Origin of the sequence: Paenibacillus polysaccharolyticus, from assembly GCF_023714295.1 — a bacterium.
GTDB classification, from domain to species: Bacteria; Bacillota; Bacilli; order Paenibacillales; family Paenibacillaceae; genus Paenibacillus; species Paenibacillus polysaccharolyticus_A.
Genome location: NZ_JAMAUN010000010.1, coordinates 236,968 through 259,251, shown reverse-complemented (window position 1 = coordinate 259,251; position 22,284 = coordinate 236,968). Strand labels below are relative to the sequence as shown.

The window sequence follows — 22,284 nt, the reverse complement described above, 5'->3', positions numbered from 1 at the left end:
TGAGTTCTATTACAACCGCAAGCGAATGCATGGTGCGCTAGGTTATCTTTCCCCTGCTCGTTTTGCGAAGAAGTTTACGGACAAATCCGTCGCGTAAGTGTCTACTTTCTTGACATAGGTCCACCAGAAACCTTATTTAGGCGTTTTCCACGAACTAAAAAATGTAACGATCACCAGCGACCTTATTTCTATGAAAACGTGCAATTTTTGCCCATTTTCCATGCAAATAACTAAAATAGGCTCTCCTGAGATCGTTACATTTTCAAATCACCTGAAAAGCAGCAAATAAGCTCATCTGTGATCGTTAGCGCTTGACCGCTAGTTGGGTAATCGGAATGAATTCATTTCTTAATTATTTTAATGAGCATGCAATTCTTTTTGTTTTTTCTACTGGGCTACAAAAAAATAAAGGGACCACAGTCTCCTGTTGCCCCTTAAAGTTCACCGTCAAGAGCCCCACTTGGCTCTTACAGCCTTTTCGCTTTTATCTCGTGCTTTATGCACCTGTAACCACCTTATCCACCAGACCATATTCTACCGCTTCAGTTGCGGTCAGGAAGTAATCTCGGTCCGAGTCTTTTTCAATGCGTTCCAGTGGCTGCCCTGTATGATCGGCAAGCAGCTGATTAAGACGATGACGATGCTCAATAATTCGATTGGCATGAATCAGCATATCTGCCGCCTGTCCCCGGGTGCCGCCAAGAGGCTGATGAATCATAATCTCGCTATTGGGCAGCGCCATTCGTTTGCCTTTTGCTCCACCCACCAGCAGTATCGCACCAAAGCTCGCTGCCATTCCTGTACATATGGTGGATACATCCGGCTTCACAAACTGCATCGTATCATAAATGGAGAAACCCGCTGTCACCGATCCCCCAGGACAATTTATATACATCTGAATATCCTTATCCGGGTCTTCGGCACTCAAAAACAATAATTGGGCCACAATGGCATTGGCCATCTGATCTTCAATCTCTCCTGACACCATAATGATGCGGTCCTTCAGCAAACGTGAATAAATATCATAACTCCGCTCACCGCGAGCGGTCTGTTCAACAACGTAAGGTACTACGTTCATATGTGTCGCCTCCTTATATTAGGCAGCCATGATGACCGTATTCGCCCTTCCATAATTCATCGAATTCGTACTTGAAGTAGCATAACCGTACATCACTGGCTGCATCGCTTGAGACGGCAGAACCTGTTGCAGAATCGTACCCGCCACAGCCATAGGATCATCCATACGGTTCAGGCACAGATCAATTAGACGTGCAGCATCCCCTTGGCGGAAAGCCATAAGATAATTGCGGAGCTGCTCTTGCTCCAGATCAGCGGGCTCTTTCATCGTTCCCTGTTCCACCGCAGACTCTATCCCCGCTTCCTGCAAATTATGCCTAACCTTGCTTACCGCTGTACGGGCGCGGTTTAATGCCGCTTTTACAGCACCTTCGGTTGTACGCAGCATCTCAGCAGTCTCTGCCGCCTTATATCCCAAGATTTCACGTAAAATATAGATTGCTCGTTGCCATGGTGGCAAGGTGTGAACTAACAGCTGCACCGCAGACTCCAGCTCTTCAAATGATTCTTCTTCCGTACATTCGGACATCACAGGTTTCATCTCCGCGAGAATAGATCGAAGCTTCTCCTGCCTACGAATTCCATCAATCCATGTATTGCGTGCAATCCGAATCAGATAAGCCTCCCAATTAAACGACGTGTCTGATCTTTCGGAAGCTTGCACCACCTCAGACGATAATCCCTTAAGGCAAGTTTCCTGTACAAGATCCTCTGTCTCTGTCACCGATTTAGTCAGTGACATGCAATATGCATAGAGTGAAGCCATCAGGTCAGGCAATACATCGTGCAACGTGGGACACGAAACACGTTTCCCATCAGCATCCTTTGTACAATCCATGTCATATCTCTGATTCGTTGTAGTAATCTGATTTATTGGACTAGCTTGGTTCGTTTGATTAGTAATTCCGCCATCTCCAACATGATCCGTCTTGTAATTACGCGTGTTACTCCATTCATGCTCAAGTCTGTTGACTTCGCAATCTGCGGACTTCACAAAGGCCATCTCGGGGGCCCCCCTTTGTTTGTTCCTGATTAAGTGTTTCATTATGTAAACGAAGAACCTCCTGAAAAGGATACGCTCTTCTGAATTTATTTTTTACAACAAAATCTATTCCTCAACCTCAAATTCTCTCCAATTTCAATGCCGAATCCTGATTTCACATCGACATCGAATCTTAGCCCAGCGTCACCGTCATGCCTGTTCGTGCTATGGTAATGCCCTGATCCAGTTTATAGTCCTGCCTTACATCTACATCATGGGACATATGTGTAAAATAAGTGTATCCCGGCTTCAGCTCTCGCAAAAGCTCCTGCGCCTCCTGCATATCGTACACCGAACGCGTCGAAAACTCCGCCAGCTCATGCACAAAACTTGTGCCCAATACCAGTAGATCCAGTCCATACAACAGTTCCTTCTCGTCTTCCTTCAAATCTATAGCATCCGAACAGTAAGCCCAAGCATACCCCCTACGTTCCAATCGATAAGCGTACGAAAATCCATTGTGTCCGTGACACACCTTCCAGGAACGAATCTCCCATCCACCGAGTTCAATCCCGTTATCCATTTCCATAAAATCCATGTGACGAGCGAGCCACGGAAATTGTCCCTGTATCGTAACGATTACCTCACGCGGGGCATACAGCTTACCCTTCACGCCTAGCCAACGGCACGCATCCGCCCATTCCGGCAGGCCGCCAATATGATCAAAATGCGCATGTGTAATCAGCAACGTATGCACCATACGCATTCCCTGATCTTCCATCTGAGAGCGCCAGTCCGGCCCACAGTCGATCATAAACATCCCGTCTTCAGGCTGATCTTCCACGTGACTACCGTCATGAATCATGACCGATGAACGTTTTCGTCGATTTTCTCCTGTCTGCCTCGCCTCTGCACATACCTCACAACTACAATACACCCTTGGGACACCCATGGCGTCGCCTGTGCCCAGAAATGTGAGCTGATTCATTCCGCATTCCCCTCTCGCTCCCTGAAGCCGATTCAGCTCAGATGTGATGTCTCTTCCTTCGTAATCAACAAAGTTGTGCCACAAATATTTTATGTAAATTGTAATCCCCTACCTCCGCTTTTGCAAAAAAAAGACTCCCCCACTCACAGCTCATCACAGCTGACCGGGAAAGTCTGTCGTCTGACCGGGCTTGGAGAAACCCAGCCTTAGACATGATGATTCCATATGCGTCCGCTCACACCAGGGCACGCAGTTTCAACGTCAGTTCACGGCCAGCAGGAACCTCTATGGCATCCGTGATGACCCAGTTCCATGCCAGACGTTGCTCTAGCACCTCAGCCTGTTCTGCAGTCAACTGCAAACCGGTGATGATGCCCTCACCCACCGCGAAATCCTTGTCTGCTTGCAGATTAAATGCTTTTTCCAGCCAGATGCCAAGCCCTCCACGCGTATTAAACGTAATTCGATATCCGTTCTGGAGAGCCCTTTCCAAGTTCTCCCCATGCTCGTCCGCATACGAGAAAAACGTATCGTACCGATAATGCTCCTCGGATACGCTATCAAATGCCGCTACATCCTTGGCTTGAATCGCTTTTAATATATCCGCTTCTGACATGCCCTTGCCACGGGCCTGCTCCAGTCGAATCGCTGTGCTTTGGGACAATTTAATCTCTGTACTCATTACGGTCACACCTCTCTGCAATTACGATTATGCCAACATATTGTATTAGTATACTTCCTATTATAACCTTTTGGCAGTAAAAAACCTCCATCTCGGCTTGCCGCAAATGAAGGTTCATATTAGCTACTACAGTCCCGCCAGTACCTGATACCATACGCCGCGCTTGGAATACAGTGTCTTACGCACCTCATCCCATCCACCCAGATAGTTGATATCAAACAACCCCGCTGGTGTCGGGAACGATTCTTTCGTCTCGGCAAATACGTCCGGATCTACCGAGCGGAAGCCGTGTTTCGCAAAAATACGCTGCGCTTCCGGTGTCCGCAAGTATGCGATAAAGGCTTCCGCCAGCTCCCGATTACCATGTTTGTCGGCATATTTATCCACCACCACTGCGGGATTTTCGATGAGTATTGTATTTTTCGGCACCACGATATCATAATCTACACCCTTTGCGATCCGGGCGAGCAATTCATTTTCGTATGTTACGATGACGTCCCCTACACCGTATTCAAATGCAGCCATCGAGGAACGGCCACTCTTATCCAGGGATTCAACGTTCTGGTGCACCTCTTCCAGAAATGCTTTCGCTGCGGCAGGGTCTTTCTTGCCCTCTTTCTCCTCCGACAGCTTCAGTCCCGTACCATAGATTGCATTAATATCCCACTGTGCACCGCCGGATGTTTTCGGGTTAGGATACAACACCTTCACGCCAGGCTTGGTTAAATCCTGGAAATCTTTAATCCCCAGTGGATTGCCTGCTCGTGTACCAAGTACAACGATTGAACGTGTAATCATGCCCTCATTCGGCGTTTGTTTCCAATCCGTAGTGACCAGCTTGGCCTTCACCAGTTTATCGATATCACTTTCCATCGCAAGCAAGGCTACATCCGCTTCAAAACCGCCAACGATCGCTCGCGCCTGTGTTCCCGAAGCTTCATAGGATTCTTGGAAGTTAACCGTTTGTCCCGTCTTGGCTTTCCACTCCGCTTGGAACTTTGGCAATAGTTCGCCTACGGCATCCTTCGCTACGCTATATGCACCGATAACCAGTGTGTGCGACGAATCTCCACTAGGCACGGTGGCTGGCTGCCCTGGCTCCTGCTTGCTGCATCCGGCAGTCACACAGACGAGCACAAGCATCAGAATTACGTATAGAGGTATAAATTTCTTTTTGTGTTGGCTCGTCTGCATGGCCGCTCCTTCTTTCATTTCTACTTTATTCTAAAATAACAGGCGCTAGATCATGACAGGCATCGGGTCTTCTTTCAGTCGGTTCTCAACAACCCAGCTCTCCGAGTCATTGAACAAATAGGCACGATGCACAAGCACACGAATCGTTTGCCCGATCTCCAGTGTCGTTTTCTCCAATGAGCGATAGGTGATGAGCTTATGTCCCTCCACCTCAACTTCAACCATCCATTCACTACCACGGAAGTGAAGATGTTTTACGATCCCTTTTTCCGTTGCAGACAGCATGGTGAATTCATTCTTGAGTCCAATCTCGATGTACTCCGGTCGGATCAGCGCACGTGTATTGCCACCTTGCACCGCATGTTCGAAACCTTTCAGCTGAGAGGCATCCTCCACCACCGTAGACTCCCCAATAAAAGTCGCCACGAATGGGGTCTGCGGATTTTTATAAATATCCCAAGGAGTACCCTTTTGTTCCAAACGTCCTTGGCTGATAATCATAATCTCGTCTGCGACTTCAATCGCTTCATCCTGGTCGTGAGTAACAAAGATGGACGTGATGCCTACCCGCTCGATCAGCTCACGCAGCCATGAACGAAGCTCTTGGCGAATCTTAGCATCAATGGCGGCAAACGGTTCGTCCAGAAGCAGTAACTGCGGCTCAGGCGCAAGCGCTCTGGCAAAGGCCACACGTTGACGCTGTCCACCCGACAACTGGTGCGGATAACGCTGTTCGAAACCTTTCAGCCCAGTCAGCTCAACGAGTTCCATCACGCGATCACGAATCTGGGCTTTAGGTGTCTTTTTCACCTTGAGACCAAACGCAATATTATCAAAAACACTCATATGTTTGAACAACGCATAGTTTTGAAATACAAATCCAATGCCTCGCTCTTGAGGCGGCAGATGATTCACGACTTTTCCGTGGAAACGGATCTCCCCCGAGCCTGGACTTTCGAGCCCTGCGAGCATACGCAGAATCGACGTTTTCCCTCCTCCGCTGGGGCCGAGTAAACCGATCAGATGGCCTTTGGCAATATCGAACGAGACATCTTTTACCGCATGAAAATCACCAAAGTGTTTGTTCAGATCACGAACTTCTACATGCATCTCAATGCACTTCCTTTCGCTTCTTGGCCCATTCCATCAGGAGCAGCAGTCCTACGGAGAAGGTTACCAACACCAATGCCACACCGTTTGCGGCTGACACGTTGAAATTCTCTACATCCTGATACACCAGCGTTGTTGCTGTCTGCGTTTTATTCATAATGTTACCGGATACGACCAATACCGCCCCGAATTCTCCCAGTGAACGCGCTACCGTCAGAACCAGACCATAGACCACTGCCCAGCGGATGGAAGGCCAGGTAACACTCCAGAACGTTCTCCAGCCATAGGCTCCAAGTGTGGAAGCCGCCTCTTCCTGCTGCGAACCTAGCTCTTGCAGGACGGGCATAACTTCCCTTACCATCAACGGGAACGTAACGAACAACGTGGCAATAACCATCCCTGGAAAAGCGTAAACCACATTAAATCCGATGCCCTCAAAAAATCCTCCCATGATGCTGTTTGGTCCAAGCAACAAAACAATCATCAAACCGCCAATAACCGGCGATACCGCATAAGGTAAATCCACAATGCTGTTAAGTAGTCCTTTCACCCGATCACTCAGCCAGCCTGCACGGACCAGATAAATCGCCATCATGATGCCAAACAATGTATTTAACAGGGTAACCACCAGAACGACCAGCCCTGTCATCATCAGTGCGTGAAGCGCCTCCGGACGCATAATGCCTTTAATAAAACCGCCTGCACCGTCCTCAAATGCGCCAATCAGAATCCGTCCGAGAGGAATGATCAACAGCAATGTGAATACTACAAACGTAAGTCCGATTAAGAGTCTTCTCATCTTCTTCTCCCCCGCATCTGTACGAGATTGATCAGCCAGAGGATCAGAAAGGAGAGTGTTAGCAACAATACGGATACCGCTGCCGCCCCTGTCGGGTTATCACTTTCAATCTCTCCATAGATAAAAACGGAAGCGGTTAGTGTTCTGCCTGGAATGTTACCGGCAACCAGTACAACTGCGCCAAATTCAGCGAGCGCTCTGGAAAAAGCCAACATTCCGCCGCTGATCATGCCGGGAGCCATGGATGGCAGAATGACCTGCATGAATGTACGTGCCTTGGAAGCACCCATCGTGTACGAAGCCTCTTCCTCGGAAGGATCGATCTCCTCCAGCAAAGGCTGCACTGCCCGGATGACAAAAGGAAAGGTAACAAAGGTCATCGCAATCACAATCGCAGGCTGATGAAAAACAATTTCAAACCCCATGGATTCAGCCAGTTTCCCGACAGCACTGATCGGGCCGAGCAACAGCATAATCATCAGACCGCCTACGGCTGTTGGCAACGCAAAAGGCAAATCGACGAGACTGTTAAGAAAGGATCTGCCAACGAATCGATATCTTGTTAACACCCAAGCAATCATAGTTCCCAAGATCACATTAATTAAAGCGGCGACCACGGCCAGACGAACCGTTAATAATACTGCCTTCCATGCGATCGGGTCCATGATACTCTCAGCAAAATTGCTCCATCCTTCGGAGAAGGAATTGGCGTATACACCGATGATTGGAAGTACAATGAGCACGATGAAATATAACAATACGGTACTGCGAAAACCCCAAGTCCATCCCTTGTGACGAAGAACGGTGTTCATTACTGTGTTCCCTCCCAGCCTCCGGCTTTAACTCCGGTCGGCAGTCTACCTGACTTCATACGACATTTTCCTGAGTTGGATAAGTTTACTTTATTATTATTCCCATTAGTCTACTTGGTTTTTGCTTATCTGATACTTTACCAGTTTGCAGTGCTGATCGTCAATGCTTTTATTCGAACTATTTGATGCCTTGAATACACAAATTTCCCCATTTTTAATAAACGATTTCAGTACATTACATTGGCGAAATTCCGTTCAATATAAACAAACATTTGTGTAGCCTTCATCCTTGTATACATCCTTTTAAAAATCGTTTATTTCTACCTGTAGAATCAATGAGGTTTGTTGATCTTCAGGTGGTTAAGTTACTATCTAGGGAGTTAAAATTGAGAAGAGTCATTACAACGATAAGGAGGAAAGACATGTTATACACAAAAAATATATCAACATTTGCAAGAGATGAAATGAAGGATATCACACGGGAGGTAAAAGAGGTGGTGCAAAGCAGCGGAATACAGAATGGCACCGTGCTCATCTACTGTCCTCATACAACAGCCGGGATTGCCATTAATGAAAATGCGGACCCCGATGTTAAACATGACGTTTTATTACGTCTCGATGAGGTTTACCCATGGGAGCACCCTCAGTATCGTCACGCTGAAGGAAATACAGCCGCTCACCTCAAATCAATAACTACCGGTCCGTCACAGACTGTCATCCTGCATGAAGGCAAACTACTCTTGGGACGGTGGCAAGGCATCTATTTTTGTGAATTTGATGGGCCACGTAATCGAGAATATTTCATCAAAATTATGGAAGGTTAAGTTTCGTCTCCAAAAAAGACAAACACAAACAGGCGCTCCACCCTGTACCGGGGTCAGGAACGCCTGTCTTCTGCGTATAAGGAATATATCTTTCGCATGATAACGTAATAAAGAGTTAACGTTATGATCAATCACCGCCTTGAAGTGTAGGGACAGGCATAAGCGGCAATTATTGCTCGCTAGGCTGCTGACCCAAGTTACGGCACAATACTCTCACATGAGTCAACGCAGAGGATTCAATCTCCGCAAACGTTAAACGGTCTTGAATATGATACGATATGAATCCGTGCATAGCCAGAAACAAAGTACGTGGCACATGCTGAATATCTTCTTCGGCACATCCCTCTTCCTTCATATACTGTCTGATAATCGACGCAAACAATTCGAAGCAACGTCCCTGTTCCGTTCGACAATAGGACAATAACTCCTCGTCCCGAATCATAAACATAATCTCGTATTGATATGGGTTTTCCAGACCAAATCGAATAAACTCCATCAAAATATGCTCCACTTTGTTCACGCCGCCTGCAACCGGCCTGACCATGGCTTGCAACAGTAGATGTCCCAGATGGTTGAAATCCTCTACCACGATCGCATAAAACAACTCTGCTTTTTCCTTAAAATGATAATACAGCGACCCATGACTATAGCCTAGATGCTGGCCGATGCTTCGCATCGAAATGGCGCGGTATCCTTTGGTAATAAAAAGATGCCTCGCCGCCTCCAGTATCCGCTCCCTCGACAACTCCTGTTCGACTGCTCTTCTAGCCATATATTTTATTCCCCTTCAATAAAATAAAGCCGCTGTCCCTCCGTGATCCGGGATTGCCCTTGCGTCAAATCCGTGATCCAGGCGATAAATGCCTCGGTTTCACTATCCGGCGGAAGACACGTTAACGTAACTTTATCGGTGAAAGCCGTTTCACCTGTACGCACTTCCCGGCCCCTTAACTCATTTTCCACTTTTCCAAGCCACGTATAATCCAATTCGACAAATACTTCTCGATGCAGCACTTTGGTAATGGCTTCTCCTGCTTCAATCGCTGCCACAGCTCCATCTGTATACGCACGAATAAGCCCACCAGCGCCAAGCATGATTCCCCCGAAGTATCGTGTAACGACAATTGCTACATTCTTTAATTGCTGATTCTTGATCACCTCAAGAATGGGTTTCCCCGCTGTACCACTCGGTTCCCCGTCATCAGACTGCTTCTGAATCTCATCCCGCTCGCCAATCATGTACGCCGAGCAGTTATGTGTCGCATTCCAATGTTTTTTCTTGATATCATCAATAAAAGCAATAGCTTCCTCCTCAGTTGAGACGGGCATAATATGACCGATAAACCGTGATTTTTTGATCACAATTTCCAGTTGTCCCGATCCTCGAACCGTTCGATAACGTTCAATCATTTCCAATCCAACTTTCCGTAAATCATCCATTTTACAAGAAAGCAGTTCCCCGCGTGTTGCGGATGAACTGCCTTGGTTAATAACATCCGGGAAACGATACTCTGTAAAAGCTCACATTCCCGGATGGACTTAACATCTTTATTTAACTATATGAGCAGAGCCATGAATTATTCGGAAAGTCTTGCTTCAAGCGCTGCTTTCTCTTCTTCAAAACCTGGTTTGCCCAGCAATGCAAACATGTTTTTCTTGTATGCTTCCACACCCGGTTGGTCAAATGGATTCACACCCAGCAAATATCCGCTGATGCCACATGCTTTTTCAAAGAAGTATACCAGATATCCGAACGAATATGGAGTCATATCTGGAATGTTCACAATCAGATTTGGAACTTGGCCATCTGTATGTGCGAGCAACGTTCCTTGGAATGCTTTTTTGTTGACGAAATCCATCGTTTTTCCTTCCAGGAAGTTCAAACCGTCCAGATCTTCCGCATCAGCTTCAATGGAAATGTGCTCGGATACTTCTGCGACTTGAATAACGGTTTCGAAAATGTTCCGGCTACCTTCCTGAATGAATTGACCCATAGAGTGCAAGTCTGTGGAGAAATCTACGGATGCAGGATAGATCCCCTTGTAGTCTTTACCTTCGCTTTCACCAAAGAGCTGTTTCCACCACTCGGATACGAAGTGCAAGGACGGCTCGTAGTTCACCAGAATCTCTGTGCCTTTACCTTTGCGATACAATGCGTTACGAACGGCAGCATATTGATACGCTTCGTTCTCCGCTACATTCGGGTTGCTGTACTCTTTGGAAGCGTCAGCTGCACCTTGCATCATTTCTTCGATGTTGATTCCCGCTGTTGCGATTGGCAGCAAACCTACGGCTGTGAGTACGGAATAACGTCCGCCTACATCATCCGGGATGATGAAAGATTCATAACCTTCTTCATTCGCAAGCTTTTTGAGTGCTCCGCGCTCTTTATCTGTTGTTGCGTAGATGCGTTTACGAGCTTCCTCTTTCCCGTATTTTTTCTCCAGAGCCGCACGGAAGATACGGAAAGCAATCGCTGGTTCTGTTGTTGTACCGGATTTGGAAATAACGTTCACGGAGAAGTCCTTACCTTCTACCAGATCGAGCAAGTGTGTCACATAAGTGGAGCTAATGTTGTTACCTGCAAAATAAATCTCAGGAGTTTTGCGTTTATCCTTCGGCAAGTTGTTGTAGAAAGAATGTGTCAGCATTTCAATCGCTGCGCGTGCTCCTAGATATGACCCGCCGATACCGATCACGATCAACACTTCGGAATCGCTTTGGATTTTGGCAGCCGCTTTTTGAATGCGGGCAAATTCTTCTTTGTCATATGCTGTCGGAAGGTCGATCCATCCTAGATAGTCTGAACCTGTTCCTGTACCGTTATGAAGTTGCTCGTGAGCCAAGCGGATCGGTTCAGCGAAATAGTCTACTTCGTGCTGGTTCACAAATTGCAAAGCTGTACTATAGTCAAATGTCACTTTTTTTGCCATGATCTCAAAAACCTCCTGATATCGGTATAATATTTCCGTTTTCCATGTTAAACAACTTGTCCTAAGGATACTTCAAATCCACCCTGCTGACAAGCTTACACATGAACTTAACTGTTAACAATCAAGAAGCAAAAAGGGCAAATCGAATCCGCAGCACTGCGGTTCGAGTTCCCCTTCTTGTGTTATTCCGCCGGGTACGAGCAGACGTAGTCGGTAACGCTGCGTATCTCCAGTTTGAATTTGGATTCAGCAGGCACATGGAATGTAGCTTTGCCTTGAATCTCTTGCCACTCTTCTTCACCAGGAAGCAATACTCTCAGATCGCCGGACAGAATCTCCATAATTTCGCGGGAATCTGTACCGAACTCATAGTTACCTGGAAGCATGATACCTAGCGTCACTTTGCTGCCATCCCCCAAAATAACCGTTCTACTGGTTACCTGACCATCATAATAAATGTTGGCCTTTTTCACTACACTGACTTGATCGAATTGTGACATGCGTACCCGCTCCCCTGAAGTTAATGAAAACAAAAGGCAATACAGATCAGGGCAACCATGCCGCCCTTGACTCTGCGGAAATAACAACTGCCATGAGCCAGAAGCGCCGGAAGACGTTCGGCCCATGACAGACGGTTGAAGTATAAAGTTCTTATTACAGCAATGCTTTTACGCGGCTAACTACGTTATCCACAGTAAAACCATATTCTTGGATTACACGGTCGCCAGGCGCGGAAGCACCAAATGTGCTGATTCCAAGGATGTCACCTTGATCTCCAACATATTTCTCCCAGCCCATTGGGTAAGCCATTTCGATCGCAAGACGAGCTTTAACATCCGGAAGAAGAACGGACTCTTTGTAAGCTTTGTCTTGTTTCTCGAACAGATCCCAGCTCGGCATGCTGATTACGCGAACTTGAATCCCTTGCTCAGCAAGTGCAGCTTGAGCTTTAACAGCGAGCTGTACTTCAGAACCTGTAGCAATGATTTGCGCTACCGCTTTACCGTCTTTAGCATCGGACACCACATAAGCACCACGTTTCACGTTCTCACGTGCACCTTCTACAGTACCTTCGAGGATCGGCAAGTTTTGACGAGTCAGTACCAAGGCAACCGGGTTACTCTTGTTCTCCAGTGCGTAAGCCCAAGCTGCAGAAGTTTCGTTACCGTCAGCCGGACGAATCACTGTCAGATTCGGAATGATACGGAGGGAAGCCAATTGCTCGATCGGCTCGTGCGTAGGACCATCTTCACCAACAGCGATACTGTCGTGAGTCAGAACATACGTTACTGGCAGGCTCATCAGTGCAGCCAGACGAACAGCCGGACGCAGGTAGTCGGTAAATACGAAGAACGTACCGCCGAATACTTTCACCCCGCTGTGCAATGCCATACCGTTCATCGCACCAGCCATACCGAATTCACGGATACCGAAGTAGATGTTACGGCCAGAATAATCTTCTGGAGTAAAGTTAGCCAAGTTATTCAAGTGAGTCATTGTGGAGCTTTCCAAGTCAGCAGAACCACCTGTCAGGTGAGGCACATTGTGTGCAAGACCGTTCAGAGCGTTACCGGAAGCTACACGCGTAGACAACGCTTTGTCTGTTGCTGCATATTTAGGCAGATCACGATCCCAACCTTCTGGAAGGTCGCCGTTAATTGCTGTTTCGAACTGAGCAGCCAGTTCAGGATATGCTTTTTTGTACTCCGCAAATTGCTCGTCCCAAGCTTTGTTTGCAGCGATACCTTTTTCTTTGACTTGAGCAAAGTGATCGCGCACTTCAGCTGGTACGTGGAAGTTTTCTTCATATACCCATTTATAATATTCTTTAGTCAGTTTAGCTTCTTCTGCACCCAGTGGAGATCCGTGAGTACCGCCATGGCCGCCTTTACCTTGTTTGTTCGGGCTACCGTAACCAATAACGGTTTTCACTTCGATCAATGTAGGACGTGCTGTGTCTGCTTGACCTTCTTTGATTGCTTTTTCAATTGCGGGCAGATCGTTACCGTCTTCAACACGTAGCACTTGCCAGCCATACGCATCAAAACGTTTAGCGATGCTTTCGGAAGAGGAAAGATCAAGTTTACCATCCAGTGTGATGTCGTTGGAATCGAACAGCATGATCAGTTTGCCAAGGCCGAGACGTCCAGCCAGGGAAGCAGATTCATGAGATACGCCTTCCATCAGGTCGCCATCACCGCAGATTGCATATGTGTAGTGATCAACAACGTTGAATTGATCTTTGTTGTAAGTCGCGCCCAGTTGAGCTTCAGCCATAGCCATACCGACTGCCATTGCAATACCTTGACCCAGTGGTCCGGTAGTTGCATCCACACCAGCTGTATGTCCGAATTCCGGGTGACCCGGAGTTTTGCTTCCCCATTGACGGAATTGTTTCAATTCTTCCATAGGAAGATCGTAGCCGCTCAGGTGCAGCAAGCTGTACAGCAACATGGAGCCATGTCCTGCGGACAGCACAAAGCGGTCCCGGTTAATCCAAGTCGGGTGGTCCGGGTTATGAGTCATCGTTTTTGCAAAAAGCTGGTACCCCATTGGAGCGGAGCCCATCGGCATACCCGGGTGTCCGGAATTTGCCTTCTCAATTGCATCAATCGCCAAAGTACGTACGGTTGTAATCGACAGGTTGTCGATTGTGGTGTTCTCGTCCTTTTGAATCGCTTCGTTCTTGTCAGTCATGGTTTGTCCTCCTCATGTCTTTAGATAAGTCGGGTGCGCAAGCGAGTCCCTCTCATCATACAAGCAAACCGCATAAACAATAAGTGAATCCGCTTGAATGTTTCATTTTGACTTATTCACTTTTGTATTGTATCACTTGCCGTGAAGCTTTTCCATAACCTTCTTTTAGAAAGTTACGGAAAATTCAGGTGATCATCATGAAACCTGTTAATCCATCGGATGAAGTATAACCTTTAACCCGAAAACCATACACATTTTAGAGATTAACGTGAAAATTGGCATGTGCTGATCAGCGCCTCTCGATTCGGGCATACGGTTAGCGGTTTATTTTTCAATTAGATATGCTTCATATCCAAGGAGGGCTTGAAATGCCAGATCGGACGCAAAACCCGTCTAATTCGTTAAAATTATCATTACCCTGGTTTTCGGGGATCATAACCGGTATCGTTAGTGGCATTTTTCTAGGACTATTTCTAAAAGCGGTTCAGGCATTAACTGGCGAAAAAGTGTACACCCTGCTACTGAACATTGATTTTGTGCCAGGGCTTCCCCCGCGGTTGCCCGAATGGATCGAATTTTCTTTACACCTGGCTGTATCTGTTGTCATCGGGATTTTCTACATCTGGTGGATCAGACGTTCAGGCCGTCCAGTCAGCAGAGGCATACTTCTCGGCGCCGCCTCTTCCCTGCTCTATCTCCCTTTATCACCGTTATCCTCACGTGTGCCTGATCTGAAAGATGCTGGTGCCATTTTCTATTGGGTCATTGGCCATCTTCTCTTTGGTGTTTCGCTAAGTCTATGCGAAAAATACTTGCACGCCAAAAAGCGGCACTCAGTTTATCATTAAACTGGAGCCGCTTGGCCTGATAATGCATCGAAGTCTGCATGGTTACCGAGTAACTCTCTTATGAGGTTACGGATCAACCTTGCACAGTATTAAAGCGCAAACCTAAACTTAAAATACAACTGTTTTATTTTCGTGTACAAGAACGCGGTCTTCCACATGCCATTTTACAGCCCGCGCAAGCACAACACGCTCAATGGTACGTCCAATGCGTTTCAATTCAGTCACATTGTCTCCATGGCTTACACGCTGAACGTCTTGTTCAATAATCGGGCCGCCATCCAGCTCTTCCGTTACATAGTGCGCGGTTGCTCCAATAATTTTGACACCGCGGTTATAGGCCTGAGCATAGGGCTTACCTCCAACAAAGGCGGGTAAGAACGAGTGATGGATGTTGATAATGCGGTTGCGATAATGTTCAATAAACATCGGAGAAATAATCTGCATGTAACGAGCGAGAATAATCACATCCACATCGTTGCCGATCACTTCCAGCTGACGTTGCTCCGCTTCTTTTTTCGTATCGGCTGTAACCGGAATATGGTGATACGGAATGCCGAAAGACTCTACATAGTTTTTCATATCCAAATGGTTGCTGACCACAAGCGCAATATCCGCATCAAGATCGCCAGCCTGCCATTGCCAGAGCAGCTCTACCAGACAATGATCCTCTTTGGATACAAAAATAGCCAACCTTTTTTTGCGGCTAACCGCTGAAAGAGACCACTCCATCTCGAAACGTGTTGCCACATCGGCAAAATCCGCTTCCAGCTTCGCTAAGTTGCTCTCCAGTTGCGGTAGATCGAACTCGATCCGCATAAAAAACATACCGCCTGACGGGTCCATCGTATACTGGTCAGACTGTACAATGTTGGCACCATGTTGATGCAAAAAATGTGATACCGCTGCTACAATTCCCGGACCATCCGGACAGGAAATAAGCATACGCGCTCGATTGGCGCGGTTTTGATCATCAGGTCGTATTTGTTTCGCGTGAATCTCCATCGGGTTAATCTTCCTCCTTCAATTAGACAAGACATACATGAACTATATCAGGCAAGACTTGCAGGAATTAACCTGCAAGCCAAGCAATCAAGCGGTGATTGATTTTTTCTTCGTTCAAATGCGGGAACAATGCCGCCTCTGTCACCATGTCATACAAGCGTTCCAGCGGTTCACGCGGATCAGCTTTTTTGGCTTTGGCATCATTTTTGAGCAGTGTCCACACATCAAGTACATAAGCACGGGAATCCAGTTCTTTGCCTTTGAAGAAATGCTGCATTTGCTCGACTTCACTCAGGAACTCCTGACCGAAGCGGCCTTCCACATCTCCTCGCAGCAATGCAATTTCAATTTCATACATCGGTCGCTGGGTTTTGGCATCTTTACCAATCCACGGCGTTTCCAGAATGAATGGACGATTATTCAGCTTCTCATGGTTTACAATGCGGTTGATCGCTTCAAAACCAATCCAGCCCGATCCAATCGGTGTATGACGGTCTTTGCGTGCACCGGCAGCATTTTTACTATCGTTAATGTGCATTACAGCAATGCGGTCAAGTCCAACCGTTCGATCAAATTGATCCAGAACACCATCCAGATCGTTGACAATGTCATAACCCGCATCATGAATGTGGCACGTATCCATACACACCGTCAGACGTTCGTTATGTTTCACTTTCTCAATAATCTGTGCAAGTTCCTCGAAGCTCCGGCCCATTTCGGTTCCTTTACCAGCCATCGTCTCCAGCGCAATATTCACATCGGTTTCCTGAATACCATCGAGCACTTCATTTAATCCTTGTGCAATACGTTCGATACCGTAATGAGCATCCTTATCCGTAAATGCACCAGGGTGCAATACGATGTTTTTCACGCCAATGGCGTGAGTACGGCGAATTTCCTCCTGAAGGAAGTCCACAGCCAGTCCATATGTGCTGTCCTTGTAAGAGCCCAGGTTAATGATATAAGGAGCATGCACAACAATGTCCTCAAATCCGCCTTCCTGCATTGCAAGTTTGCCTTCCTCAATAAACATCGATTCAATAGGCTTGCGGCGTGTGTTCTGCGGTGCACCCGTATATATCATAAACGAACTGGAACCGTACGAGGACGCTTCCTTCGTTGCACTCAATAATCCCTTGTCCGAAAAGGACACGTGGGAGCCGATTTTCAGCATCAATAGATCCCCCTTTTTCTGAATTATCCACTATCATAACGCGATTATCGAAATAAATCTAGAAATGCGATATAATTCGAATGAGAGGCTATTTTTGACAGCAAATTACGGAACATGGACGCCTTTTCATCAGGGCGTGAAAATCAATAAACCGAGGTGATTTGGCAATGATTTTTAATACCTATGCCCAGCTTCTAACGAGCAATTCGCCCAGCAACTGGTTTATGAATACGATTGCTTTCTGGACGCTTGTGTTGCTAGGTAGCATGTGCATTGGTGGATTTTTCATGATGCGCAAGTTCCTGAAGGTGCTGCCCAAGGCAGACGGAAAGTCGAAGCTGGATTGGCAGAATCACTGGGTCGAGACAAGCCGTCACTTGTGGACGGATGAAGCCAAAGCCTTTCTGGATCAACTGGTTGAGCCTGTTCCCGGACCATTTCGTGACATTGCCAAACATTCCATTGCTGCCGAGATCGGTAAAATCGCCGTGGAAGATCATGCGACCGAGGTGTCAAGAGATCATTGCATTAAAGGTTATATCATTGCGACACCAAAGCGGGACAACAAATTTCTGGTGAAGTTTTTGGAGAAAAACAAAATCGACTATACCCCTTATCGCCATTTGATGAAATAATCTTTTGATGAATTATAGCGTATGAACCGATTGGAAAATAAAGCAGGCCAGCCTCGTTAGATATGGCACCAATTTGGTTAAATTAAACACAAGTTAGCTCCGCTCGGTAAGTCCTTTCATTCATTTAACTTACCCTGCGGGGCTTTTTGACCCATAAGAGAGGATGTTCAATATGAAAATTGCCATTTGTGGAGGAACCGGATTCGTCGGAGGAGCACTTGTAGATTATTGGTTGCAGGCCGGACATCATGTGAAAGTAATCACTCGCAAGCTTCCTGACATGCATAATCCGAGTAAAAACCTTACATATATATCTTGGGATCAGCTCGAAGAAATGCCGCGGGAACTGGAAGGTTTTGATGCTCTGGTGAATCTAGCGGGCGAGACGCTAAATCAGCGTTGGACAACGAAGGCCAAACTGGAAATAGTAGAATCCAGAGTTACGACAGTTGCCCGAGTTGCTAAATTGGTAAAATCGCTAGAGCAAAAGCCGGAAGTTGTTGTTCAGGCTTCAGCCATGGCGATCTACGGAACCTCACCTGATGAAACCTTCGATGAGAGCAGTCCGCAAAGGTCGATGAATTTCCCTTCTCGCGTCTCGGAACAATGGGAAGCCGCTGCCGATGCCATCAAGGATGTAAGACTGGTCAAAATCCGGGTCAGCCTCGTTTTGGGTCATAAAAAAGGGGCATTCCCACTCATGAAACTGCCCTATATGCTCGGATTTGGTGGCAAGATCGGCAGCGGCAAGCAGTGGACCAGTTGGATTCATATTATGGATATCGTTCGAATGATTGACTTTACTATTCATAACAAAGAAATTTCGGGTCCGGTTAACGCTTCTTCACCCAACCCGGTAACCAATGACGAATTCGGCCGTACAGTGGGCAAAGTCTATCATCGTCCTCACTGGTTCCCTGTACCCGGCTTCCTGATCAAAACATTGGTTGGTGAACTATCCGTCGTCCTGCTTCAAGGACAACGGGTCATTCCGCAAAAATCCTTGGATCACGGTTTCCAATTTACCTTCCCCACATTGACCGAGGCTCTGGAGGACTTGAAGCATCGCGGATTGTCAGACTAGACGGGAAAACAGACTGCTGTAATGTTCATCCTGCCATTCGATAAACGTAGACCGATTCGGCCAGGATGAACGTATCCCCGTCCGTCAGTGGATATTCTTTGTAGGGAGCCAAGAGATTACCTTGAAGTATTGTTCCATTAACGGAGCCCAAATCTTTGATCACATAACCGGACTGGCTCCGGCTCAATTCCACATGTGCACGGGATACGCCTGTTGAACGATCTACATATTGAACCATATCCGTAGCTCTTCCTATCACAAACGACGCCCCCTTCACATCAACTCGTTCGCTACGTTCACCTTTGTTTAAGGTTCGTTCCAGGTAATAAGATGGTACATTAGAACTTTTACTTTCCGTCGCTGAGGGCGCCAGTTGCTGAAGGTTGACTGTTGCTTCTACGGCTGGAGTCGTGAAATGGAGCCCCGAAGTGATGACACTCTCTTCTCTCTGCTCATTTGTATATAGTGATTCAGGCAGATCTGGACGAGAAGGAATACGCTCTTCATAAGCAGATTCTGCAGGTAGAACATCTAAAGAGGAATCCTTTTCTTTTTTGGACTGGTCAACCGCATTCCAGCGCCAACTCTCCTGATACATTTCATCTTCGGCTTGAAGTCCCTTATCTTTTTTCCTGCCCGGGACGGATAATGATAAAAAATTTAAATGATGAATGCCAGATTTATTACGACAATTGCCCGTTTTCTTCCACATCCAGCTTGCCACTGCAATGAACCCCAGACTTAGCGATACAGAGAGAATCAATCCGTTCTGACCTGGCTGTTCCATGTAGATGAACCTCCATACTAATGCCATGGAGAGCATACAGATTAGCCAGATATATGTTGTACGTGAGGAGTTAGGAGGCGAACTTCGCTCTTCAATCTCCACGTTTTCTTGTTGTTCAGTGGGCACAAATAAAGGTGAAGATGACTCTATGTGAGTAGGATTCTGTGTCTGATGAATACGGAGGGAGTTAACAACAGAAGGTTGTCCCGTTGTTCGCCTGTTTAAAAAAGAATTTGGACGGAGATGGATGTCTTCAACATCTAAATCCGGCTGCATGAAGTGCTGCTGCTGACGCAGTTGAACCTCTGACAGCTCTGTATCTGGCTTATTATAATTCAAGTTGACCTCGTTTTTCTTTTCTAGCTGCTGAATGTCTCTTGGACGTACCAAATGGTCTGCACACAATTCCAGTAAAAGCTCGCGTAACTGCTGAATATCCCACCGCTCATCATCACATAGCTGCAACACACGCTGTATGCCCTCTCCTTGCAATTCCTGAACATATGCCATAAGCCTGATTACCAAATCACGGAATAACCGCGGAGTATGTTCTTTCTGCTTAGCGTTCATCAGAGGTACGTAAACTAAACCAAGCTCCCCCTGCTCCACAGATCCTTGAATAAATATATAGTCCTCTTGAATCCATACATTTTTCGGCTCCAGCATGTATTGTCTACACTCTACAAGCGTATCTGCCAACTGGAATAAAAGATGATACAACACCGGCAGGCCGATCTGACCTGACTTCAATATCTGGGACAACATCTTATAACCAGAGATGTCATATTGCAGCGTAACATTTTGATCAATCTCTCGTGTATGTACTGACAGAAAGCGGGGAATTCGATTGGAGAATAACATACCGATCTGTACCCTGCTAAGCTCCTCCATACGCAGTCCGTCTGTTTTTTCCAAAATCATAAACGCTCCACCATTACGCACAAAATCCCTCGTTAATCCATACATGCCGATCCTCACTTTCCATTGCTATTAATAAGTTAAACGAATGATTATTCGGACGTTTACTAAGGCGATAAAATCACCTTCCAATAGCTGTCATCCCCGGCACTCCCGTGATAGGATAACTATCCAGTCATATAAATCCATGAACTGATGAAACCCGGCAGCACAGCAAGCATAAACGGAAACTTCAATGTTTTGTCGTGACTCACCAGTTGAAGAGAACCCAGCTTAAAGAAACTAATTAGATTATATGCCATGCTACGTATTCGCTTCGCCGCATCTCGGCGAAATAAAAGAATGACTAAACCGATCACGCCAGCGTACAAGATCGAGTAGATGATCACATGTACACCAAATGTAAATCCCGTCCACGCACCTATACCCCCAAACAATTTCACATCTCCTGCTCCGACTGCACCAATGGCGTATATCAAGAACAACATCCCGAAACCGGCGGCAAATCCAGCTAAAGAGAACAACATACCATCCCAACCTCCCCACGCAAGATGTGTTACCACCCCCGATGCCGATACGGGCAGAGTCAGCCGATTTGGAATTTTCATAGAGCGTATATCCGTTACGAAGGCTACAAGAAGATATACACAACAGATCGTATAAAACCATCCCATCTATATCATCCCTCCTTATTTTCTGGATGCTACCGTGAACGAAGTTTCTGTTTGAGCACCATCCGCTGTTTCTACTACAAAACTCCATATGCCCTCCGTTGTTCGAGTACCAACAAACCACGTCCACTCTATAACTCCGTTTTGGTCGGCAACGGCCCAGCCAATATGCTTCGCGGAACTCTCGCCAGACTTGTAAAAAATCGTGAGGTTAGCCGTCGATCCCGGCTCGACTCGGACCTTTATCGTTGCATTGTTCCCTATAAATGCTGGATCCGGCTTCGATAAAACCGTTGCCGCTCCAGTGTTATTTCCTTTCCCGTCTCCGTTACCAGTCCCTTCTCCTGTATCACCAATCCATATCCGTTCTGCCGCAGCAGCCTGAATACGCAGAGGCTTACTGAGAAAAGGAATCTTCAAAGGCAGGTCATAACTTAGCTCAAGCCTAAAATATGGATTCGTTTTGTTCTTCAGATCAGGAATGGACACTCCGTTAACATGAATTCGTTCCATATCCAGCAGTGTAGTTTCAACAAATGGTTGCAACAACGGCTTCACAACAGGGTCAAGTACCGCTTCCAGTGCCGACGTTTTGATTCGTTGTAACGGTTCTTCCCCATGCTTCGCAGCCGCTCGTACCCAGTCACTCAGAGGTGCAGGTAATGAAGAAGCGTAATCGTCCGCCCATTCTGTCAGGGAAAGCTCAGGCCACTTCCAACTCTCCTTCGAGCCCTCACCTCCTGCAGAATCGGAAGGGGTGAATACAAGCGAGACCGGATATACCTTTGTTGACAGCTGTTTTACCGTTTCACCCGCTGTGCTTTGAAGAGCAGTTGAGATCAACGTCATCTGAACAATAAAGATAAGGAACAGAATAAAAAATAAAAAAACAGGCAAAACCAATGAAGCCTCTAATACCATACTGCCCTGTTCCTTTTGGGATTCAATTATCTGTTTTCTCCTTAACTTCAAGCGCTCCAATCTGCTGATCCGTTCGATCCGACGTTGCATCTGCACACTTGTCCTTTCGTTCTGAACCTGGACCCGTTTATCCATTGCGCCTCCAT

The 22,284-nt window shown here is 46.7% G+C and carries 22 protein-coding genes; 4 read left to right on the top strand and 18 right to left on the bottom strand.

Going from position 1 to position 22,284, the window contains the following annotated elements; all coding sequences use genetic code 11:
• Window positions 1–496: 496 nt before the first annotated feature.
• The 8 genes from clpP to cysT form a co-directional block, all read right to left on the bottom strand.
• Window positions 497–1,078: an ATP-dependent Clp endopeptidase proteolytic subunit ClpP gene (gene clpP / locus M3629_RS21965; RefSeq protein ID WP_251510280.1), complete on the bottom strand. Its 582-nt coding sequence runs from the start codon at window positions 1,076–1,078 to the stop codon at window positions 497–499.
• A gap of 18 nt (window positions 1,079–1,096) precedes the next feature.
• Window positions 1,097–2,080, bottom strand: coding sequence for an RNA polymerase sigma factor (locus M3629_RS21960; protein ID WP_251510278.1), 984 nt, complete (start codon window positions 2,078–2,080; stop codon window positions 1,097–1,099).
• Between the two features lie 172 nt (window positions 2,081–2,252).
• Window positions 2,253–3,047 carry an MBL fold metallo-hydrolase gene (locus tag M3629_RS21955; RefSeq protein WP_251510277.1) on the bottom strand — a complete coding sequence of 265 codons (795 nt, stop codon included), beginning with the start codon at window positions 3,045–3,047 and terminating at the stop codon, window positions 2,253–2,255.
• Between the two features lie 235 nt (window positions 3,048–3,282).
• The gene (locus M3629_RS21950; RefSeq protein WP_251510275.1) at window positions 3,283–3,729 is read right to left on the bottom strand and encodes a hypothetical protein; all 447 of its coding nucleotides are present in this window, start codon (window positions 3,727–3,729) and stop codon (window positions 3,283–3,285) included.
• A 126-nt stretch (window positions 3,730–3,855) separates the two neighbouring features.
• Window positions 3,856–4,923 carry a sulfate ABC transporter substrate-binding protein gene (locus M3629_RS21945; RefSeq protein ID WP_251510273.1) on the bottom strand — a complete coding sequence of 356 codons (1,068 nt, stop codon included), beginning with the start codon at window positions 4,921–4,923 and terminating at the stop codon, window positions 3,856–3,858.
• A 45-nt stretch (window positions 4,924–4,968) separates the two neighbouring features.
• Window positions 4,969–6,033, bottom strand: coding sequence for a sulfate/molybdate ABC transporter ATP-binding protein (locus M3629_RS21940; protein WP_090918047.1), 1,065 nt, complete (start codon window positions 6,031–6,033; stop codon window positions 4,969–4,971).
• Window position 6,034: 1 nt separating this feature from the next.
• Entirely contained in the window at window positions 6,035–6,832 is a 798-nt protein-coding gene (locus tag M3629_RS21935) for a sulfate ABC transporter permease subunit (RefSeq protein WP_251510271.1), read from the bottom strand.
• Entirely contained in the window at window positions 6,829–7,644 is an 816-nt protein-coding gene (gene cysT / locus M3629_RS21930) for a sulfate ABC transporter permease subunit CysT (RefSeq protein WP_123063322.1), read from the bottom strand. Before cysT ends, M3629_RS21935 begins: the two co-directional genes overlap by 4 nt.
• A 422-nt stretch (window positions 7,645–8,066) precedes the next feature.
• Between cysT and M3629_RS21925 the strand changes: the two genes are divergently transcribed.
• Window positions 8,067–8,468: a secondary thiamine-phosphate synthase enzyme YjbQ gene (locus tag M3629_RS21925; RefSeq protein WP_251510269.1), complete on the top strand. Its 402-nt coding sequence runs from the start codon at window positions 8,067–8,069 to the stop codon at window positions 8,466–8,468.
• Window positions 8,469–8,637: 169 nt separating this feature from the next.
• On the opposite strand, the gene M3629_RS21920 is transcribed toward M3629_RS21925, so the two are convergent.
• The 5 genes from M3629_RS21920 to tkt form a co-directional block, all read right to left on the bottom strand.
• Complete coding sequence (locus M3629_RS21920) at window positions 8,638–9,240, bottom strand: TetR/AcrR family transcriptional regulator (protein WP_251510267.1); 603 nt, start codon at window positions 9,238–9,240, stop codon at window positions 8,638–8,640.
• A 5-nt stretch (window positions 9,241–9,245) separates the two neighbouring features.
• Window positions 9,246–9,878, bottom strand: a complete 633-nt coding sequence (locus M3629_RS21915; RefSeq protein WP_090918449.1) for a YigZ family protein — start codon at window positions 9,876–9,878, stop codon at window positions 9,246–9,248.
• Window positions 9,879–10,045: 167 nt separating this feature from the next.
• A complete protein-coding gene (locus M3629_RS21910; protein ID WP_251510265.1) occupies window positions 10,046–11,401 on the bottom strand; it encodes a glucose-6-phosphate isomerase in 1,356 nt (451 codons plus the stop codon).
• Between the two features lie 182 nt (window positions 11,402–11,583).
• Window positions 11,584–11,901, bottom strand: a complete 318-nt coding sequence (locus M3629_RS21905; RefSeq protein ID WP_251510263.1) for a pyrimidine/purine nucleoside phosphorylase — start codon at window positions 11,899–11,901, stop codon at window positions 11,584–11,586.
• A gap of 154 nt (window positions 11,902–12,055) precedes the next feature.
• Complete coding sequence (gene tkt / locus M3629_RS21900; protein WP_251510261.1) at window positions 12,056–14,098, bottom strand: transketolase; 2,043 nt, start codon at window positions 14,096–14,098, stop codon at window positions 12,056–12,058.
• Between the two features lie 368 nt (window positions 14,099–14,466).
• Between tkt and M3629_RS21895 the strand changes: the two genes are divergently transcribed.
• Window positions 14,467–14,946: a hypothetical protein gene (locus M3629_RS21895; RefSeq protein WP_251510259.1), complete on the top strand. Its 480-nt coding sequence runs from the start codon at window positions 14,467–14,469 to the stop codon at window positions 14,944–14,946.
• 108 nt (window positions 14,947–15,054) lie between these two features.
• Here the strand turns inward: M3629_RS21895 and purU are convergent, their stop codons facing one another.
• Window positions 15,055–15,948 (bottom strand): formyltetrahydrofolate deformylase, encoded by an 894-nt coding sequence (purU, locus tag M3629_RS21890; RefSeq protein ID WP_251510257.1) that lies wholly within the window; start codon window positions 15,946–15,948, stop codon window positions 15,055–15,057.
• 67 nt (window positions 15,949–16,015) lie between these two features.
• Window positions 16,016–17,122, bottom strand: coding sequence for a deoxyribonuclease IV (locus M3629_RS21885; RefSeq protein WP_251510255.1), 1,107 nt, complete (start codon window positions 17,120–17,122; stop codon window positions 16,016–16,018).
• Between the two features lie 167 nt (window positions 17,123–17,289).
• Here M3629_RS21885 and M3629_RS21880 point away from each other — a divergent pair, with 167 nt between their 5' ends.
• Window positions 17,290–17,757 carry a DUF2621 domain-containing protein gene (locus M3629_RS21880; protein ID WP_251510253.1) on the top strand — a complete coding sequence of 156 codons (468 nt, stop codon included), beginning with the start codon at window positions 17,290–17,292 and terminating at the stop codon, window positions 17,755–17,757.
• A gap of 172 nt (window positions 17,758–17,929) precedes the next feature.
• Complete coding sequence (locus M3629_RS21875) at window positions 17,930–18,841, top strand: TIGR01777 family oxidoreductase (RefSeq protein WP_251510251.1); 912 nt, start codon at window positions 17,930–17,932, stop codon at window positions 18,839–18,841.
• Window positions 18,842–18,866: 25 nt separating this feature from the next.
• Here M3629_RS21875 and M3629_RS21870 read toward each other — a convergent pair whose 3' ends face one another.
• From M3629_RS21870 to M3629_RS21860, 3 genes are all read right to left on the bottom strand, one after another.
• Complete coding sequence (locus M3629_RS21870; RefSeq protein ID WP_251510224.1) at window positions 18,867–20,594, bottom strand: DUF6382 domain-containing protein; 1,728 nt, start codon at window positions 20,592–20,594, stop codon at window positions 18,867–18,869.
• Window positions 20,595–20,713: 119 nt separating this feature from the next.
• On the bottom strand, window positions 20,714–21,220 hold the full coding sequence (locus M3629_RS21865) for an A24 family peptidase (RefSeq protein ID WP_251510206.1): 507 nt from the start codon (window positions 21,218–21,220) through the stop codon (window positions 20,714–20,716).
• A gap of 15 nt (window positions 21,221–21,235) precedes the next feature.
• Entirely contained in the window at window positions 21,236–22,273 is a 1,038-nt protein-coding gene (locus M3629_RS21860; RefSeq protein ID WP_251510199.1) for a pilus assembly protein, read from the bottom strand.
• Window positions 22,274–22,284 lie beyond the last annotated feature (11 nt).

What these genes read in the sequence shown, in the direction of transcription:
- M3629_RS21935 (WP_251510271.1), bottom strand. Translation starts at nt 6,832, where the DNA reads ATGAGAAGACTCTTAATCGGACTTACGTTTGTAGTATTCACATTGCTG.
- M3629_RS21895 (WP_251510259.1), top strand. Translation starts at nt 14,467, where the DNA reads ATGCCAGATCGGACGCAAAACCCGTCTAATTCGTTAAAATTATCATTA.
- M3629_RS21865 (WP_251510206.1), bottom strand. Translation starts at nt 21,220, where the DNA reads ATGGGATGGTTTTATACGATCTGTTGTGTATATCTTCTTGTAGCCTTC.
- M3629_RS21905 (WP_251510263.1), bottom strand. Translation starts at nt 11,901, where the DNA reads ATGTCACAATTCGATCAAGTCAGTGTAGTGAAAAAGGCCAACATTTAT.
- M3629_RS21860 (WP_251510199.1), bottom strand. Translation starts at nt 22,273, where the DNA reads ATGGATAAACGGGTCCAGGTTCAGAACGAAAGGACAAGTGTGCAGATG.
- tkt (WP_251510261.1), bottom strand. Translation starts at nt 14,098, where the DNA reads ATGACTGACAAGAACGAAGCGATTCAAAAGGACGAGAACACCACAATC.
- M3629_RS21880 (WP_251510253.1), top strand. Translation starts at nt 17,290, where the DNA reads ATGATTTTTAATACCTATGCCCAGCTTCTAACGAGCAATTCGCCCAGC.
- M3629_RS21925 (WP_251510269.1), top strand. Translation starts at nt 8,067, where the DNA reads ATGTTATACACAAAAAATATATCAACATTTGCAAGAGATGAAATGAAG.
- M3629_RS21960 (WP_251510278.1), bottom strand. Translation starts at nt 2,080, where the DNA reads ATGGCCTTTGTGAAGTCCGCAGATTGCGAAGTCAACAGACTTGAGCAT.
- M3629_RS21950 (WP_251510275.1), bottom strand. Translation starts at nt 3,729, where the DNA reads ATGAGTACAGAGATTAAATTGTCCCAAAGCACAGCGATTCGACTGGAG.
- purU (WP_251510257.1), bottom strand. Translation starts at nt 15,948, where the DNA reads ATGGAGATTCACGCGAAACAAATACGACCTGATGATCAAAACCGCGCC.
- M3629_RS21920 (WP_251510267.1), bottom strand. Translation starts at nt 9,240, where the DNA reads ATGGCTAGAAGAGCAGTCGAACAGGAGTTGTCGAGGGAGCGGATACTG.
- clpP (WP_251510280.1), bottom strand. Translation starts at nt 1,078, where the DNA reads ATGAACGTAGTACCTTACGTTGTTGAACAGACCGCTCGCGGTGAGCGG.
- cysT (WP_123063322.1), bottom strand. Translation starts at nt 7,644, where the DNA reads ATGAACACCGTTCTTCGTCACAAGGGATGGACTTGGGGTTTTCGCAGT.
- M3629_RS21955 (WP_251510277.1), bottom strand. Translation starts at nt 3,047, where the DNA reads ATGAATCAGCTCACATTTCTGGGCACAGGCGACGCCATGGGTGTCCCA.
- M3629_RS21940 (WP_090918047.1), bottom strand. Translation starts at nt 6,033, where the DNA reads ATGCATGTAGAAGTTCGTGATCTGAACAAACACTTTGGTGATTTTCAT.
- M3629_RS21875 (WP_251510251.1), top strand. Translation starts at nt 17,930, where the DNA reads ATGAAAATTGCCATTTGTGGAGGAACCGGATTCGTCGGAGGAGCACTT.
- M3629_RS21945 (WP_251510273.1), bottom strand. Translation starts at nt 4,923, where the DNA reads ATGCAGACGAGCCAACACAAAAAGAAATTTATACCTCTATACGTAATT.
- M3629_RS21870 (WP_251510224.1), bottom strand. Translation starts at nt 20,594, where the DNA reads ATGTATGGATTAACGAGGGATTTTGTGCGTAATGGTGGAGCGTTTATG.
- M3629_RS21910 (WP_251510265.1), bottom strand. Translation starts at nt 11,401, where the DNA reads ATGGCAAAAAAAGTGACATTTGACTATAGTACAGCTTTGCAATTTGTG.
- M3629_RS21915 (WP_090918449.1), bottom strand. Translation starts at nt 9,878, where the DNA reads ATGATTGAACGTTATCGAACGGTTCGAGGATCGGGACAACTGGAAATT.
- M3629_RS21885 (WP_251510255.1), bottom strand. Translation starts at nt 17,122, where the DNA reads ATGCTGAAAATCGGCTCCCACGTGTCCTTTTCGGACAAGGGATTATTG.